Annotated in this window: 20 protein-coding genes and 1 pseudogene; 12 read left to right on the forward strand and 9 right to left on the reverse strand. The window is 35.4% G+C overall.

Annotated features, from left to right (window positions below; translation table 11 throughout):
- Window positions 1-16: 16 nt before the first annotated feature.
- From CY0110_RS12135 to CY0110_RS12145, 3 genes are all read left to right on the forward strand, one after another.
- Window positions 17-1,156, forward strand: a complete 1,140-nt coding sequence (locus CY0110_RS12135; RefSeq protein ID WP_035799303.1) for an AAA family ATPase — start codon at window positions 17-19, stop codon at window positions 1,154-1,156.
- A gap of 120 nt (window positions 1,157-1,276) precedes the next feature.
- A complete protein-coding gene (locus CY0110_RS12140; protein WP_332306401.1) occupies window positions 1,277-1,837 on the forward strand; it encodes a DUF3226 domain-containing protein in 561 nt (186 codons plus the stop codon).
- A complete protein-coding gene (locus tag CY0110_RS12145; protein WP_008275736.1) occupies window positions 1,815-2,420 on the forward strand; it encodes a Uma2 family endonuclease in 606 nt (201 codons plus the stop codon). Before CY0110_RS12140 ends, CY0110_RS12145 begins: the two co-directional genes overlap by 23 nt.
- A gap of 71 nt (window positions 2,421-2,491) precedes the next feature.
- Here the strand turns inward: CY0110_RS12145 and CY0110_RS12150 are convergent, their stop codons facing one another.
- Window positions 2,492-3,694: a phosphoglycerate kinase gene (locus tag CY0110_RS12150; RefSeq protein ID WP_008275737.1), complete on the reverse strand. Its 1,203-nt coding sequence runs from the start codon at window positions 3,692-3,694 to the stop codon at window positions 2,492-2,494.
- Window positions 3,695-3,863: 169 nt separating this feature from the next.
- Between CY0110_RS12150 and CY0110_RS12155 the strand changes: the two genes are divergently transcribed.
- From CY0110_RS12155 to rplY, 3 genes are all read left to right on the forward strand, one after another.
- Entirely contained in the window at window positions 3,864-4,277 is a 414-nt protein-coding gene (locus CY0110_RS12155) for a universal stress protein (protein ID WP_008275738.1), read from the forward strand.
- A gap of 215 nt (window positions 4,278-4,492) precedes the next feature.
- On the forward strand, window positions 4,493-5,833 hold the full coding sequence (locus tag CY0110_RS12160) for an adenylosuccinate synthase (protein WP_008275739.1): 1,341 nt from the start codon (window positions 4,493-4,495) through the stop codon (window positions 5,831-5,833).
- A gap of 29 nt (window positions 5,834-5,862) precedes the next feature.
- Window positions 5,863-6,165, forward strand: coding sequence for a 50S ribosomal protein L25 (rplY, locus tag CY0110_RS12165; RefSeq protein ID WP_008275740.1), 303 nt, complete (start codon window positions 5,863-5,865; stop codon window positions 6,163-6,165).
- 547 nt (window positions 6,166-6,712) lie between these two features.
- Here the strand turns inward: rplY and CY0110_RS29245 are convergent.
- Window positions 6,713-8,068: pseudogene (locus tag CY0110_RS29245) on the reverse strand (IS1380-like element ISCysp11 family transposase).
- Window positions 8,069-8,268: 200 nt separating this feature from the next.
- Complete coding sequence (locus tag CY0110_RS12180; protein WP_008275744.1) at window positions 8,269-8,544, reverse strand: hypothetical protein; 276 nt, start codon at window positions 8,542-8,544, stop codon at window positions 8,269-8,271.
- A gap of 240 nt (window positions 8,545-8,784) precedes the next feature.
- Between CY0110_RS12180 and CY0110_RS12185 the strand changes: the two genes are divergently transcribed.
- A complete protein-coding gene (locus CY0110_RS12185; protein WP_008275745.1) occupies window positions 8,785-9,024 on the forward strand; it encodes a hypothetical protein in 240 nt (79 codons plus the stop codon).
- 5 nt (window positions 9,025-9,029) lie between these two features.
- Here the strand turns inward: CY0110_RS12185 and CY0110_RS12190 are convergent, their stop codons facing one another.
- Both CY0110_RS12190 and der read right to left on the reverse strand, forming a co-directional pair.
- Entirely contained in the window at window positions 9,030-10,046 is a 1,017-nt protein-coding gene (locus CY0110_RS12190) for a ligand-gated ion channel (protein ID WP_008275746.1), read from the reverse strand.
- Between the two features lie 349 nt (window positions 10,047-10,395).
- A complete protein-coding gene (der, locus tag CY0110_RS12195; protein ID WP_008275747.1) occupies window positions 10,396-11,754 on the reverse strand; it encodes a ribosome biogenesis GTPase Der in 1,359 nt (452 codons plus the stop codon).
- Between the two features lie 295 nt (window positions 11,755-12,049).
- Here der and CY0110_RS12200 point away from each other — a divergent pair, with 295 nt between their 5' ends.
- From CY0110_RS12200 to nrtS, 4 genes are all read left to right on the forward strand, one after another.
- Window positions 12,050-12,247, forward strand: a complete 198-nt coding sequence (locus tag CY0110_RS12200; RefSeq protein ID WP_008275748.1) for a hypothetical protein — start codon at window positions 12,050-12,052, stop codon at window positions 12,245-12,247.
- 294 nt (window positions 12,248-12,541) lie between these two features.
- Window positions 12,542-12,970, forward strand: a complete 429-nt coding sequence (locus CY0110_RS12205) for an SH3 domain-containing protein (RefSeq protein ID WP_008275749.1) — start codon at window positions 12,542-12,544, stop codon at window positions 12,968-12,970.
- Window positions 12,971-13,184: 214 nt separating this feature from the next.
- Window positions 13,185-14,042, forward strand: a complete 858-nt coding sequence (locus tag CY0110_RS12210) for a methyltransferase domain-containing protein (RefSeq protein WP_008275750.1) — start codon at window positions 13,185-13,187, stop codon at window positions 14,040-14,042.
- Window positions 14,039-14,290 (forward strand): nitrate/nitrite transporter NrtS, encoded by a 252-nt coding sequence (gene nrtS, locus CY0110_RS12215; protein ID WP_008275751.1) that lies wholly within the window; start codon window positions 14,039-14,041, stop codon window positions 14,288-14,290. The genes CY0110_RS12210 and nrtS overlap by 4 nt, the downstream gene beginning before the upstream one ends.
- Here the strand turns inward: nrtS and CY0110_RS12220 are convergent.
- The 4 genes from CY0110_RS12220 to CY0110_RS28605 all read right to left on the reverse strand — a co-directional run bounded on the left by CY0110_RS12220 (window position 14,287) and on the right by CY0110_RS28605 (window position 16,229).
- Window positions 14,287-14,559: a YiaA/YiaB family inner membrane protein gene (locus CY0110_RS12220; RefSeq protein ID WP_008275752.1), complete on the reverse strand. Its 273-nt coding sequence runs from the start codon at window positions 14,557-14,559 to the stop codon at window positions 14,287-14,289. The genes nrtS and CY0110_RS12220 overlap by 4 nt on opposite strands.
- Before the next feature lie 125 nt (window positions 14,560-14,684).
- Window positions 14,685-15,125: a DUF29 domain-containing protein gene (locus CY0110_RS12225; RefSeq protein WP_008275753.1), complete on the reverse strand. Its 441-nt coding sequence runs from the start codon at window positions 15,123-15,125 to the stop codon at window positions 14,685-14,687.
- 4 nt (window positions 15,126-15,129) lie between these two features.
- A complete protein-coding gene (locus tag CY0110_RS12230; protein ID WP_008275754.1) occupies window positions 15,130-16,068 on the reverse strand; it encodes an isoaspartyl peptidase/L-asparaginase in 939 nt (312 codons plus the stop codon).
- A complete protein-coding gene (locus tag CY0110_RS28605) occupies window positions 16,065-16,229 on the reverse strand; it encodes a DUF2256 domain-containing protein (RefSeq protein ID WP_008275755.1) in 165 nt (54 codons plus the stop codon). The genes CY0110_RS12230 and CY0110_RS28605 overlap by 4 nt, the downstream gene beginning before the upstream one ends.
- A 67-nt stretch (window positions 16,230-16,296) precedes the next feature.
- Here CY0110_RS28605 and CY0110_RS12235 point away from each other — a divergent pair, with 67 nt between their 5' ends.
- Entirely contained in the window at window positions 16,297-16,623 is a 327-nt protein-coding gene (locus CY0110_RS12235; protein WP_008275756.1) for an ArsR/SmtB family transcription factor, read from the forward strand.
- The last annotated feature ends 130 nt before the right edge of the window (window positions 16,624-16,753 follow it).

The raw sequence follows: 16,753 nt of genomic DNA on the forward strand, positions 1-16,753 counted from the left end.
TAAAGAGGTTAATCAAATGATACGGGATTTAAGTATTAAAAATTATCGTTGTTTTGAAGATTTTTATGTTGATGGTTTAGCACAAGTTAATTTAATTGTTGGTGATAATAATAGTGGAAAAACGAGTTTTTTAAAAGCTATTTGTCTTTTATTGGATAAATCATATTATTATAAATTACATAATAAAACAACTACTTTGATTGATTTATTAAAATTAAGAAAAGAATTTTTATCTTTAGCATTAGAAGATAAAAAAAAATCAAACATTGTTAAAGTATATCTTATTCCACATCTTTTTTATCAATATAAAATAAATAAGACTATAGAGATTTTCTGTGATAATGATTTTTTCAGCAAAGTTGAAATAACCAATCTCAAACTAGAAAAATCAAAGTTTAAAAATATTCATTTATTAACAACAGAAGACGAATGCTTTAAAATTAATTATGAATTCAAAAAATCAAACACGGAAAATAAAAATATTCGCGGACAAGCATTTTATGAAATTAATCAACAAGGAACTTACATACAAGAAACACCTGAAAATGCAAATCAGACTCGTTTAAATGGGATTGAAAGACTTATTATGTACACTCCTGATAGTATTTTTATGCCATTAACTTATGATTATCTTGATGATGTTGAAAAAAATTGGGACTTAATTCAACTGACTCCTAAAGAAGATAAAGTCATAGAAGCTTTAAAAATTATTAACCCTGATGTTGAAAGAATTGGCTTTACAGTTAGTCAATATACTAAACAAATTAGACTTAAAATAAAAGGAGAAGAGCAACCAATTCCTTTAAGCAGTATGGGACAAGGAATGAATAGAATTTTAGGACTAATGACAACAGCAGTAATTCTCGAAAATGGAGTATTATTAATTGATGAAATAGAAACAGGATTACACTATGAAGCACAAACAGATATGTGGCGTTTACTCATAAAAACAGCACAAGAATTAAATGTACAAATCTTTGCTACCACCCATAGTTGGGACTGTATTTGTGCGTTTCAAGAAGCATTAGAAGACATAGAAGATAAACCAGTTGGTAAACTATTTAGACTTGATAATAAATATGGAAAACTGAGGGCAGTAGAATATAAAGCAGATGAAATTAATATTGCTGTTAATCAAGGTATTGAGGTACGTTAAATGGCAAAAAGAAAAACATCACGTCAACCTCATCCACAGCAACTTTTAGTAGAAGGAATGAATGATTTTCACGTTATTAGTGCGTTATGTGAAAAATACAATGTAGCTTAAACATTCTCTATACCGCGTCCTGATAAAAGAAAAACACAAGGAGTAGAAGCCTTATTATTAGAACTACCTACTATATTCAAAGAAAAACGTTTAAAAACATTAGGAATAGTGGTTGATGCTGATCAAGATTTACAAGCAAGATGGCAAGCTATTCGTGATAAACTAAAATCAGTTGGTTATGATAATATTCCTAAAAATATTTGTCCTGAAGGTTGGATTTATGAACAAACAGAATTACCTAAAATTGGCGTTTGGATTATGCCAAATAATCAATTAACTGGAAAATTAGAAAACTTTGTATCTTATTTAATTCCTGATGATGATCAGTTACAATTAAAAGCTAACGAAATTTTAGATGAACTTGAAACATTAAAAATTAATGGTTATAATAAAAAAGATAAACTCAAAGCCTTTATTCATACGTGGTTAGCTTGGCAAAAAAAACCAGGAATACCAATGGGACAAGCAATAACAGCGAATATGTTAAAGAATAATCCAGCGATCGCAGAAATATTTATTAATTGGTTAAAGCAACTGTATCAAGATTATGAATCCCACAATAATCAATAAAACTATAATCGTAAAAGAACAAAAATTAACTTTACCAGGTTGGTATGATTGGCAACAGTTTAAAGGAATTAAAACGTTAATAGAACAACAACCAGGAGTCAAAATTTTCTATTTAGATGGAGTGATTGAATTAATGACTTTAGGAGAAGAACATGAAACGATTAAAAGCATAATTGCTATTTTATTAGGTATTTATTTCTGGCAAAAAGAAATAGAATTTATTCCCGTAGGAAGTGCAACCCGTGAATCAGAAGAAAAAGGGGTTTCTTTTGAACCCGATGAATCTTATTACATTGGAGAAAAAAAAGAACATCCTGACTTGGCAATTGAAGTTAATATTACCAGTGGAAGTATTAAAAAATTAGAGAAATATAAACGGTTTCAAATCCAAGAAGTGTGGTTATGGCAAGATAATAAATTCTTGCTTTATTCTTTACAAGATAACGAATATAAACAAATTTTTAAAAGTCAATTATTATCTGATTTGAATTTTAAATTATTAGAAAATTGTGTTTTAATGTCTTCTCAACTCGAAGCAATTAAAATTTTTACTAATGCTATTCAAGAAAATAACCAAAAATAATAAACTGATTTGATAACATTTTAAACCATTAATAATTAGGTGGGCATTGCACCCACCCAACAATTATAAAATTACGCTTCGTCTAACGCTGCAATACCAGGTAAAGTCTTACCTTCAAGCAGTTCTAAACTAGCACCACCACCAGTAGAAATGTGGCTCATTTTCTCAGCAACCCCTACCTTTTCAACCGCAGCAACGGAGTCACCACCGCCGATAATGGTAGTGGTTCCAGTACCAGTTAATTCTGCTAAAGTATTAGCGATCGCTTCGGTTCCTTTGGCGAATTTTTCAAATTCAAATACCCCCATTGGACCATTCCAAATAACTGCTTTACAGTCAGCTAAAGCCTTCTTAAAGACTTCAACAGAGTCAGGACCAATATCTAACCCCATCCAACCGTCTTCAATGTTTTCAATACTGGCGGTTTTAGCATTCGCATCTTTATTAAAATCATCGGCTAAAACTACATCGGTAGGTAGCAATAATTCTACTCCTTTTTCTTTAGCTTTCGCTTCTAAAGATTTCGCTAATTCTAACTTATCTTCTTCAACTAAAGACTTACCTACATTGAGGCCACGGGCTTTATAAAATGTGAAAATCATACCCCCACCGATGAGCAATTTATCACATTTATCTAATAAGGTTTCAATAACACCAATTTTACTAGAAACCTTAGAACCGCCAATAATAGCAGCTAAAGGACGTTGGGGGTTTTCAATGGCAGCTTGTAGATATTGAAGTTCTTTTTCAATTAAATAACCAGCAACACTGGGACTTAAATGATGGGTTACGCCTTCAGTAGAAGCATGGGCGCGGTGGGCAGTTCCAAACGCATCGTTAACGTATAAGTCTGCGTTAGCTGCTAACTGTTTAGCAAACTCAGGATCATTGGCTTCTTCTTCTGCATGGAAACGAAGATTCTCTAATAAAGCAACCTGACCATTTTCTAGCTTAGCAACGGCTGCAGCCACAGAGTCACCCACACAGTCGTCACACATGGTGACATCTTGCCCTAATAACTCCGATAAACGGGTCGCTACAGGCTTTAAACTCATGCTTTCAACTACTTTCCCCTTGGGACGACCCATGTGGCTACAGAGGACGACTTTTGCCCCATTGGTGATTAATTCTTTAATGGTAGGGAGGGCTGCCCGAATACGAGTATCATCGCTAATGGTTCCATTGTCCAAAGGAACGTTAAAATCAACCCGTACTAATACGCGCTTTCCTGCGAGATCCCCTTGTGATAAATTAGCAACAGTTTTCTTAGACACAGTCAATATCCTCCAATGATGGCTCAATGATGCTTAAAAAAAGATTAAATCAGCTTGTGCTTAAATACAACCACCCCCAACCCCTGAGAGAATAAAATAGAGACGGGGGCAAGCGATCGCAGAGTATTGCTGATTGTACCTGAATCGGTATCTAGGAGAGAAATAAGTTATGTTTAAGACCATTTTGTTCCCGGTAGATCAGAGTCGAGAAACCCGTGAAGCGGTTACCACCGTGATTAATTTAGTTAAGACCTACGATAGTCGTTTAATTTTATTATCAGTGGTGGAAAAAACCCCCGACGGTCAAGGAATTTCCCAAGGGGGAATTATGACATCGACTGAGGCCGTCGCCCAATTATTACAAGGGGCCCAAGCTTTGTTTGCTGAGCAAGGAGTTGAAGCCGAAATTATTGAAAAGGAAGGAAAACCCCCGTTTATTATTTGCGACGTGGCTGATGAAACAAATGCAAACTTAATTGTGATGGGGTCACGGGGACTGGGCTTAACCTCGGAAGGGGCTACAGAAAGTGTAACTAACTTAGTTATTAATCTTGCTCCTTGTCCTATTTTAATTATCCCTTAATTTTACGTGAGTTCGGTATTAGAAGTTCGGAGTTAAACTTTTCTCCACGTAAGGGTTTAAGACTTTTAATTTTGATAAGTTGCGGAGCAATTTCTTTATATCGAACTCAGGTTTAATCTGCTCTGTGCTGGCTATTCTTAGGGAATGAATTGACAAATTTGTTATTAATTATATATGATAGTAGATTGTGTGAACTCTAGCTACTTTATAAAATCTTGGCTAATGTAATTGTAATCGGCGCTCAATGGGGCGACGAAGGAAAAGGGAAAATCACCGATTTATTGAGTCGTTCAGCGGATATGGTGGTGCGACCCCAAGGGGGGGTTAATGCTGGCCATACTATCGTTGTGCAGGGACAAACCTTTAAATTACACCTGATCCCATCAGGCATCTTATATCCTGAGACCGAATGTATTATCGGTTCAGGGACAGTGATTGATCCCAAAGTGTTACTCGAAGAATTGGGACAACTAAAAAGCCTGAATGTGGCAACGGATAACCTTTTTATCTCTCAAACCGCCCACATCACTATGCCCTATCATCGCCTGTTCGATCAAGCATCAGAACAAAGACGAGGGCAAAAGAAAATTGGCACAACCGGTCGAGGTATTGGCCCAACCTATGCCGATAAATCAGAAAGAACTGGTATTCGGGTGGTAGATTTAATGAACCCCGATGAACTCCAAGAGAAATTAGAATGGACAATTAATTATAAAAACGTTATTTTAGAAAAGCTTTATAACTTAGATCCGTTAGATCCTCAAGTTGTTATTGAAGAATATATTAATTATGCAGAACAACTTAGACCCTATGTGGTTGATAGTTCTCTGAAAATTTATGAAGCCATCCAACAGCGGAAAAATATTCTCTTTGAAGGGGCCCAAGGAACTCTATTAGACTTAGATCACGGGACTTATCCTTATGTTACCTCCTCTAACCCCATTGCTGGTGGGGCTTGTGTTGGGTCTGGAATAGGCCCTACAGTCATTGATCGCGTCATTGGAGTGGCCAAAGCTTATACCACCCGTGTCGGAGAAGGCCCCTTTCCCACAGAATTACACGGAGAAATTGGTCAACAATTGTGCGATCGCGGGGCAGAATTTGGTACCACCACAGGCCGTCGTCGTCGCTGTGGTTGGTTTGATGCAGTGATCGGTCGCTATGCTGTTCGAGTCAACGGTTTGGACTGTTTAGCGATTACTAAACTGGATGTTCTTGATGAGTTAGCTGAGATTAAAGTCTGTACCGCTTACGAATTAGATGACCAAACCTGTCACCATTTTCCCAGTAACGCCAGTGAATTTGCCCGTTGTATCCCCATCTACGAAACCTTACCCGGATGGCAACAATCAACGGAAAACTGTCGCAGTTTGGAAGATTTACCCAAGGAAGCCCTAGATTACCTCAAATTCTTAGCTGAATTGATGGAGGTGTCTATTGCGATCGTTTCCTTGGGGGCTAGTCGGGATCAAACCATTATCGTGGAAGATCCCATTCATGGGCCTAAACGGGCCCTGCTCGATGAAAACGGTGATCCTGTCACCATCCATGAATAACTTTATTAACTAAAGCGTGAGTAATTCCTATGTCTTTATCGATTGAATGTAAAAAACGTCCCGAAAATGTTAAAGGTAATGCTTTACGTCGTGAAGGCTTAATTCCTGCTACCTTATACGGTCATAATGGCACAGAATCTATGCAATTAATGGTAGATCAAAAAGAAACTGCTTTAATGCTTAGAGGGGTAACCGTTGATGAAACGGTAATTGATGTTAATATTCCTGATTTATCTTGGAATGGTCAAGCAGTTGTTAAGGAAATACAAGCACATCCTTGGAAACGGAATCTTATCCATCTTAGTTTCTGTTACGTTAAACCTGAAGCTTAATCATTAATTGTTTAATTTGAATTTCTAGGGGTTAACAACTGTTAACCTCTTTTTTTTGTGGATGTATAATCCTATGTATGACTTGACGGGGTGACAAGAATTAGAAAAAACGGATCAAATAGATAAACATTCAACCCTATTCGCGATAATTCTTCGTGAATAGGGCTGTTAATTACAAAAATGGGAAGCTCCCTCGGCATTCCCCTACACCTACACACTCAGCCGTAGGGGAATTCCTGCCGACATTCGGTTGAATATTTTTTAACTTTGATCGTCAGAGAGACTTCTATCAACAACATCAGGATAAACTTCTCCCCATTCTTTTATCGCTTGGGCTGATTCTTGGACAATCTCTTTAGCCTGCATTATTCATGAAGAAAAAACAAAACCAAAAACATAAGAAATTAGCATCAAAAGCGATTTTTTATTAAATAGATTCTTAAAAAGTAGTGAATTGGCGTAATTCAATCACAGAAAATTAATGGAAGAACAGAAAAAAGACTAATTTAACGTTAGATGGATACACCAATCCTATGAGAGATGAATGTTAGGAAAAAATCAATTGTTTACCCGAAGATAATCGTTGTATTATGCAGAGTATTTCCTCACGAAAAGGACAATGAGCAGCTAATTCTACTAAAGTTCTTCTAACAGAAACAGTCACTTTGGCAGCTATTTTTATGATGGTTTCCCTCAAACGAGAAACTTGAGTCTTCCCCAATCGTGTCCCTTCCGCAGAAGCCCGAAGTTCAAGCATTAAAATATAAGCTGCTTGGCATAAAAATAAGCGAAATTGATTAACAATAAATTTATGGCAACTGAGACGATCTGCATTAATTCCTAGTTTCAATTCCTTGATTCGATGTTCAGAAGTAGCTCCTCTTTGAACATAAAAATTATCATAAATTTCTTGTGCATCTGCCTCCAAATTAGTTACTAAAAATCGAGGATTTGCTCCTTTTTCTAACCATTCTGCTTTCATAATAAGTCGACGAGGTTTTTTCCAACTTTTTGCAGCATAATATACATCATCGAACAAACGAGCCTTCTCTTTAGTCCGAAAATACTGTAATCTGGCTAAGTCAAGAAGATAATTTATTTTCCGTTTTAAAACAGCATTACTACTAAAACCAAAAACATATTTTACATTTTTTTGTTCGCACAGATTAATAATTTCAGGTAAAGAAAACCCTCCATCGCCTCGTAAGATTAAGATTATTTGACATCAGGGCCAAGCTTTTCTTAAACGCCAAAATAACCATCTTAGTAATCCTAAAACTCCTTTTCGTGCGTGAGAATTTCCTGGTCTTAAGTGTAAAATTAAAGGATAACCACTTTTGGCTTCATTAACTAATACAGGAAAGTAAATTTGATGTCCATAATAACCATGAAATAAGCTTAACTGTTGATGTCCATGAGTGTAAGCATCAAATCCATCTATATCTAATACTATTTGTTCTGGGTTTGAGAGATGATTTTGAAGAAATTTATCGACAAAAAAACGACGTATCCTTTTAATTTCTTGTTTAGTTATTCCATTTTCTAGTCGACTCATTGTCGGTTGACTAGCTAATAATTCTGCTCCCATTTCGGGGACTTTATCACAAATAATTTTGAAAATTGGATCATGTCGTAAGTAATTACTATCATTGGTATCTTCATATCCTGCTGCTATTTGATAGATTCTTTGACTTACTAACTGAAACAGTGAATGTTTGACTTTATGTTGTTCTCTATTATCTTCCAAGCAATTTGAGATTCCTTGGCCAACTTTCAGATTGTCTTCTGCTTGCTTAATTAGCAATAATCCCGCATCCAAACTTAGGTCTAGTCCTGAAAACTTTACCTCCAATGTTTTCTTCGTCTTAAAATTAAAGGGGAGTTTTTCTGAAGACTCTTTCATTAATTATTGATTGATTGATATAACCTTTATTTCTTTATTTATTATAGGCTAAAATGAACTTTTTGTAAACGACTTTTACCTCTTATTTTTGATAGTTAAATAGTCGATAATTAGTAATAGATAAAAATCACAGACTGTTATTGGGGTCAAATCTCCATATTCCTGATGGCATAAGGCTTTCAGGCTTTTTCGCAATTCTCTCATGAATAATGCAGGTTAGCTCTTTCTAAGGGTTCATCTCGAGTTTCCTCTGCTTTCTGTTGCCACTCACCATTTGTCGTTGGTCTTTCAGAATTACTTTCAAATACTTTACTGTTGATAGTATCGGCAGCATTTGCACCATTAGTAGCGTAACTACTAGCACCACTGGTTAATAAAAATACTCCTAGTAGCACAGATGTTAAAAAACTTCTGACTTGAATCTTTTTTAAAAAAGAATTAAAATGAATAATTGCCTGAGAAATTAAATGTATCATAATGATTTTTGGGTGAATAAACACGAGTTTCTGTCATTGAAAATAACGCTAAAATTATGTCGTAAATTATTAGGTTATTTCCTGACAATTCTAGACTAACTAAATCATCCTTTTTAATTCCTCCAACGAAAGTTATATTTAATACAATCAAACTTAATTAAATAAATCTTCCAAAAGGTATGGGGATTACTATCCTTGGATAAGGTAAACTATCTGCTTGATGGGGTGAGTTAATTTTAAATGTTTAGTGATTCAACAGAAAACTATGCGTTAAGATTTAACTTTCTAGGTTCTTATGCAGTTCATGAACTTGCAACAGATATTATTGCTTATCAACTTAATTCAAATAAATTACCAGATATTGACTTTAAATTAGCTAGTATGGATAGTATTGATTATTATTGGTCTATGAAGCTTCTTGAAGAAACATATTTCAAGATATACAAAGTATATATTACTGGTACTAATTTCGTTAACTAATTTGACTAAACCCAAAACGCGAAAGAAGCTAAACCCATAAATAAAACAGGGACTAACCATTTTAAAACGTCGTCTAAATATAACGCTAAATCACGATAACCTCCGGCAACTAAATTAATACTGGTAACAGATTCTACTAATGCTAAAAAGACTAATAACATTGCTCCCACAATCACTTTATCTTCTGCGGTTAAATAGTTCATTTTGGGTAGTTCTTGCCGTAAAATAAATTGATATGTAATTAAACTAACCATCGTCGCAGTAGCTAAGGTAATTTGCGGAATAATTTGTGTCGGTTCTAACCAAAATACTAAATCTGACATTAACACAATTAAAGCCACAGGAAAAAGAACACGCCAAGCATAAAAATGAGAATGTCTCTTAACTTTAATTTGATAGTCAAATCTGGCATATTCTTGTTGTTCTGGTTGTAAATAATGACCATGACTATAGGTACTAATTTCTTTGATAGACCAATTAATTAAAGAAATTTCATTACTAATTCCATTCAGTTCGTCTACTTCTATGAAATGGATTTCTTCAGGAGAATAACTAAAAGATATGAGTTCAACTTTGATAGTTTGTTCATCAAAAGGAAATCGTTTTAAATCAAGACTGGTGGATAATTGTCCATAAAATCGCTGTCGATAAGTAACAATTCCTTGGGGATTAATATGTACAATTTCATCTAATTCTTTATCTAAATGACGTTGATTGATAATATGTAGATTTGGATGCCAAACTTGCTCAATTTTGCATTGATAAGGAGCAGCATTCGGATTAGACAAAGAAACATCTAAACGGGAATCATACCATTGTAATCCTAAATAAAAATCAATATAAACCGTTTGGTCTATCTCATTAATTTTGACCAAATCTAATGTATAAATTCCTACTAATATTTGGGTTATATCTGACTCATTACCAGGTCTAGAAATGGCTTGATCATGGGGAATATACCAATGTTTTTGACTATTCTGGGTAACAGCTATTTGTATGTTTGGGGGCGGTTTAATTGTCATGAATTCTTGATATAGTTAACAACTTAGTATCAAAAGTTGCTACTAAACACTTCTACTTCTAGGTTATATTATAAAGCCGAACCTTAATGAAAGCTAAAAATTTTAGATTAGTTTTTGACCTGGACTACTTCAAGTATTAAGAACTGTTAAAAAACTAACCTTAGATCAAGGATCTAGTTTTGATCAAAAAAGTTTTGTAATGGATATGATAGAAAAAAATTAAAAAGAATTCTAATTAAAAAAGTTGGCTAAATTTTCTAACGTCAACAAATGTTTATCATACTTATATATTGACTGAATTTGGAGAATTGTAAGGTGGGCATTGCCCACCCTACAAATGTTGATTCTGCTAAACTTTGGTTGCTCTATTTAAACTGGGTTCAATATCTCGCATTTTCTTGCCTCTCCATAACAAACGAATAGGTGTCCCAGGAAAACCAATTTGTTCTCGAAATTGTCGCTCAATATAGCGTTTATAATTATCGTTAAATCGCTTAGGATCATTGACGAATAAAGTAATTGTTGGCGGTTGACTCGATACCTGGGTTCCGTAATAAATTCTCCCTTGTTTTCCTTGTCTACTGGTTGGAGGTGAATGCCATTTAACGGCTTCTTCTAACACTTCGTTGACAACAGATGTATTCACCCTGCGACGATGTTCTTCTACTGCTAAATCTACTAATTCAAAGATATTTTCCACTCGTTTTCCTGACATGGCACTGACAAAAATAATATCAGCCCATTCCATAAAATAAAGTCGATCCATTACCCTTTGTTTATACTCATAAATGGTGTAAGAATCCTTTTCTACTGCATCCCATTTATTAACTACAATAATAGCTGCCCTTCCTTCATCAATAATGCGATCTGCTAACTTGATATCTTGGTCTGTCACTCCATCAATAGCATCAATAACTAATAAGACAACATCCGCGCGACGAATGGCTTTAAAGGCTCGATTAATACTAAAAAATTCTGCCCCATAGTTAACATTTTTTTTGCGACGAATGCCGGCTGTATCGATTAAACGATAGGTGTTTTCTCCTCGTTCGACTACCGTATCAATAGTATCTCTAGTTGTCCCAGAAATAGGACTAACAATGGCTCTTTGTTCCCCTAAGAACGCATTCAATAAACTGGATTTTCCTACATTAGGACGACCGATAATTGAAACATTAATTTCTTCTCTATCGGGAAGTTCATCAGGAGAGGGTAAATAGGTAATTAATTCATCGAGTAATTCCCCAGTTCCACTACCGTGAATGCCAGAAATGGGATAAGGTTCCCCTAGTCCTAATTCCCAAAATTCGGCCGCTTGCATTAATCCTTGTTCAGGTGATTCACATTTATTCACCGCTAATAACACAGGAACTTGTTGTCGTCTTAACCAGTCTGAAATTTCACGATCGCCTGCTGTAGGTCCAAGTTGTCCATCTACTACGAAAATAGCTGCGCTGGCCTCAGTTAATGCTGCCATAGCTTGTTCTCGGATCAAGGGTAAAAATTCTGTATCATCGTCAAAAACTAGCCCTCCTGTGTCCACCACTTGAAAATCGCGATCACGCCAAAACGCTGGTCGATATGTGCGATCGCGCGTAATCCCCGGCTGATCGTGTACGATCGCTTGTCTATCTTTGGCTAAACGGTTAACCAAGGTTGATTTGCCCACATTGGGCCGTCCAATAATTGCAACAATAGGTAATGCCATAATAGTTAATCTAAGATATCAGTTTGTAGAGATAATAATTTTGCTCGATCTTTTATCATAACGATTTTTTTGGGTAATGAGTTCAACGAACCCTGACATTATTTTTTATTTTCATCTCCTAACCTTTCTATGTCTACAGGCATAGTTATTTTCACGATCCCAAACAAAATATTAAGTTTTATAGACAAAACATCATTTTGTAGCAAATGTTACAGAATTTTATGTTATAAATAATAATGAGGGTGAAACAAACCACAATAAAAAAACACCATAAACAATCGGAGTCTAAAAAATTATGTCTACTCAACAACAAGCAAGAGCCTTAATGATGCGTCATCACCAAATGGTCAAAAACCGTCAACAATCGATGTTAGGGCGGGCAGCCTCTGAAATTGGCGTAGATGTGGAAACAGATTATTGGACAACTATTCAAGGTAAACCTTGTTCTGGTTTTCGTAGTTCTTATGATCGCTCGAACGCTGCGATGAGTTAATAATGGTTAATGCTTTTTAATTGTAACAAGTTAAATAGATTGCACGACGAAAGGGTGTTCTTCAGAAGAAGGGCCCCTTATTTTAAGGCTGAAAATATTTATAGTGCTATTGAAAAAATTAAGGGAAAAATATTTTTACCCACATAATTAGGTGATCGTAAATAAACATATAATTCTGATCATTTTACTTACCTTCATAAAAAGTTACTTTTACAGATTTATTTTGTCAGAAAGATTATGTTTTCCAACTAAAGTTATTTGATAAAATATAAATAAGGAATTAAGGAGGATATAATGATGTTATTAACTCTAAAAGCTAAAGGAGCAATGATAGCTTCTTTAGTAGTTGGTATTTCCTTAACCTGTTCATCTATCGCTACTGCAAAAGAAGGGCCTTGTCTAGGAATTTCAGACTATGATCCTCAACCTTACTATGAATTAACCATTAATCCCTTTCCAAGAAACCAATTGCCTTCAGAATATAGTGTTGGTGGTTATTTAGATCAAGGTTTAGTGAGAACATGGAATGCGAATTCAAATGTTAATTTACGTCAACAACCCAATACTAATAATAGTAAAGTCTTAAAAACCATTCCTGATCAAAGTTTCATACCACTCTATGGGGGATTTTACTCTGAAGATAATTATTGGTGGTGGTTTACAGAATACCAAGGTAATAGAGGGTGGATTCGGTCAGATTATGTCTGCGGTGATCCCCAATAAAAACTAATAATAACGTAACTGCAAGAAGAAAGTATATTAAAGTTGGTCTTTCTTCTTGTTTCCTATTGATTATACTTATTGACTCATTCGAGCTATCTGACATCTAACCCCTGTCTCAAAAAATTTAACTGATATTTTTTATCAGTATGACAACTGCTATCAATTTTTGCTATAAACATCAAAGAGTCAAAATCACAAGATAAATTATTTATTCATGAGTCACGCATCTAACCTATCAGAAAAAATTGCTCGATTTTATGACACCTCAAGTAACTTGTGGGAACAAATATGGGGTGAACATATGCACCACGGTTACTATGGCAGAGGTGGGAATTGCAAACTTAATCGTCGTCAAGCACAAATTGATTTAATCGAAGAACTGTTAAATTGGGCAAATATAAAAGACGTTACTAACTTAATTGATGTCGGTTGTGGGATCGGAGGAAGCACCCTCTATTTATCTGAAAAATTTAATGCCCAAGCAATAGGAATTACCCTATCTTCTGTACAGGCAAATAGAGCGACAGAAAGAGCGACTCAGTTCAAATTAGAAGAAACAGTACAATTTCAGGTGGCTGATGCTCTAAATATGCCCTTTGCAGACAATAATTTTGACTTGGTTTGGTCTCTTGAAAGTGGGGAACATATGCCAGATAAAAAGAAATTTTTTCAAGAATGTTATCGGGTATTAAAACCAGGTGGTACGTTTATTTGTGCTACTTGGTGTCATCGTCCTACTGATTCTTGGGCAGGAGAATTAACAGAAGATGAAAAACAACATTTAGCAGAAATTTATCGGGTTTATTGTTTACCTTATGTCATATCTTTACCCGAATACGAAACCATTGCCTGTGACTGTGGCTTTAATCAGATTAAAGTAGATGATTGGTCAATGGAAGTCGCTCCTTTTTGGGATATTGTGATAGATTCAGCTTTCAATTTAGAGGCAATAATAGGTCTATTTAAAAGCGGTTGGCAAACTGTAGAAGGAGCGTTATCATTAGGCTTAATGAGTCGAGGTTATGAACGGGGTTTAATTCGGTTTGGTTTGATTTCTGGACAAAAATCATGAGATTTTGGTTAGGTTTTTTTCAAGCATTATTTAATAAAAATTTGAGTAAAATGGCTATTAAAGTAGCTTTAGTCGTCGGTTCAATTTTCTTTACTATTATTCATGGTAAAGCCGTTATGCAAGGAAAAATGACCCAAGATTGCTGGATTTCTGGGCTACTAACTTATTGTGTTCCTTATATAGTTAATATTCAGGGCCAGTATGTCATGGGTCGTAGAAAACAAAAAAAGAAAATTTCCATCAATTAATTATGTTCAGAAAGCAGCTTTTCTACCTTAGCTTCATCAACGCGAGAAACTAATTTACTTCTTTCATGTAAATCTCTTTGAGTTTTGGTTAAGCTAATTGTAGAACCAACTGTAAAAGTTAATCCCATACCCATAAACGCTTTAATCCAACCATTAACAGGTAAATAAAGAATACCAACAGTTGTAATCGATACAGCTAAGATAAAAGATGCCCAAGTCTGAATCACCCAAGCTGCACTATGATCTTGAGTTAATTGATTTCTACTCATATTGATTGTCTCTAGGTGTCAAGGAGGAACAAGATAAATTCTTGATACCATCGAGAATAATTGAAAAAACGAAAAACAATTTAAGCAAAGTGACAGTTTTCTAACTGGATATTGACTAACAGCCTTTAGAACAGCAAATCTTCTAGAAGATAAGGGCATTCTTTAGGTAAATCAACATCATACTCAGCCTTAACAATTTTTACTGCATCTTGATAGATTCCTTCAAATTGGTGTGTAAGTTTAGGTTTCATGCTTGGGGCATATTTACGGGTCATATTAACTTTAAAAACCATGACCTCAGACTTCCATTTTCTATAACAGTCTTCTAAGGAAACGTAATCAATTTTTAGCTTGTGTTCGATTTGTCTAATTAACAAACTCACAACCGCATTGTATTCGCTACGTCCCAATGCTTCAATCTCCTCAATAATATTATCCCAGTCTAATTTATCTAAATGCTTTAACCCTTGATTCGTATTGATTAACCTTCGTAAAGCATCAGCTTGTTCAATAGTCCATTGATAATAATCTGTTTCGTAAGTATTAAGACACCCTGTTTGACCCATGATTTTAACAATATCCCATTAATTCATCTGTTTGCCATTCTAAAGTATCCCCAATGGTAGAACCATCATGATAAGCAGCCAGTAAAATTTCGCTGGTTTTCCCCCAACTAATAACGCCATTATGGTCTAATGCGATCGCCCCTAAATCTCTGTTTCGTTTTTTGCTTTCTTCCATCGACTTCTGCATCGCTTCGGGTAAAGATAACCCATCTCCCACTCGAATCACCACCCGCGCAGCAAAACACTCATTAACGATATCTTCCCCTATCCCTGTGCAACTCACCCCTGCCTCTGCGGTAGCATAGTTACCAGCTGGCATAGCAGAATCACTCACTCGGCCAATTCTTTCTAACCCTTTTCCTCCGGTAGAGGTTCCGGCCGCAATTTTTCCCTGACTATCTAAAGCCACCACCCCGATGGTTCCCCGTCTTGCTTCAAAAGACTCTGGTTTTGCAATTAAACGTCCCATTTTGCGCTGAAAATCATCTTTCCACTCTTCAATCCATTCTTTAGCCCGAAACTCCGTTAAAGGGTCATAAACAGGGATATTCAATTCTCTGGCTAATTCGGCAGACCCCATATCCGAGAGAATGCGATCGCTTTCATTTTGTAAATAGTTAGCTAAATCGATAGGATTTTTGACGCGGGAGATATTAATAACACCACTAAAGGTTTGACTCAACCCTTCCATCAAAGAGGCACTCATGCGAATTTGTCCATCAGATTGTAACACCGATCCAGTTCCTGCGTTGAAACCTGGCTCATTTTCGAGCAACTGACATCCCCTAACTACTGCATCTATGGATGGTTTCCCATCTTTTAATAATTGATACACTTCGGTAACAATTTTATGGAGGGTGGGACGCACTTTTTCTAAACCCCCTTTATCGTATAGGGAACTCGCACCTCCATGAATGATTAGTTTGGGTTGGGTTGTAGTCATGAATCTTTATCCTGTATTTGAGAGCGTCTTCTGCGACATCGTTCGGAGCAATATTTTACATCATCCCAGCATTTGTCCCATTTTTTTCGCCATGTGAAGGAAAGGCCACAAACAGGACATATTTTACTGGGTAAATCTGATTTTGAGCGTTGACGAGCCATTGATTCAGTTATCAGTTATTTGTCTTTGCTTTATTATAAGATTAAGACAATAATTATTAATTGATTGATGGTAACCACAACTTCTACTAAGTTATCAACTATTTTACTAGGATTTCGAGCTTTATCTGATCCGATTCGTTTACAGGTTTTGGAGTTACTAAAAAGTAAAGAGTTATGTGTTTGTGATCTTTGTGAAAAACTTGATATTAGTCAATCTAAACTCTCTTTTCATCTGAAAAATTTGAAAGAAGCTAAATTAGTGCGATCGCGTCAAGAAGGTCGTTGGATCTATTATCGTTTAAATTTATCTCAATTTGCCATACTAGAAGGCTATCTCTTTCAATATCAACAATTTCAAGACATTTTGTCTAAATCTTCTTGTCAAGAGTCTTAGTTAATCGTCGTTGTGGACTCAAGATTTGTTACATTAAAGTCTAGATTTTACAAATGGTAATCAATGACATATAAAAAAATAAGATAGACAAGTTAGCAACTTATTTCTAAGCTACTATAATGTTTGAAAT

The organism is Crocosphaera chwakensis CCY0110 (assembly GCF_000169335.1).
Classification (GTDB): Bacteria; Cyanobacteriota; Cyanobacteriia; order Cyanobacteriales; family Microcystaceae; genus Crocosphaera; species Crocosphaera chwakensis.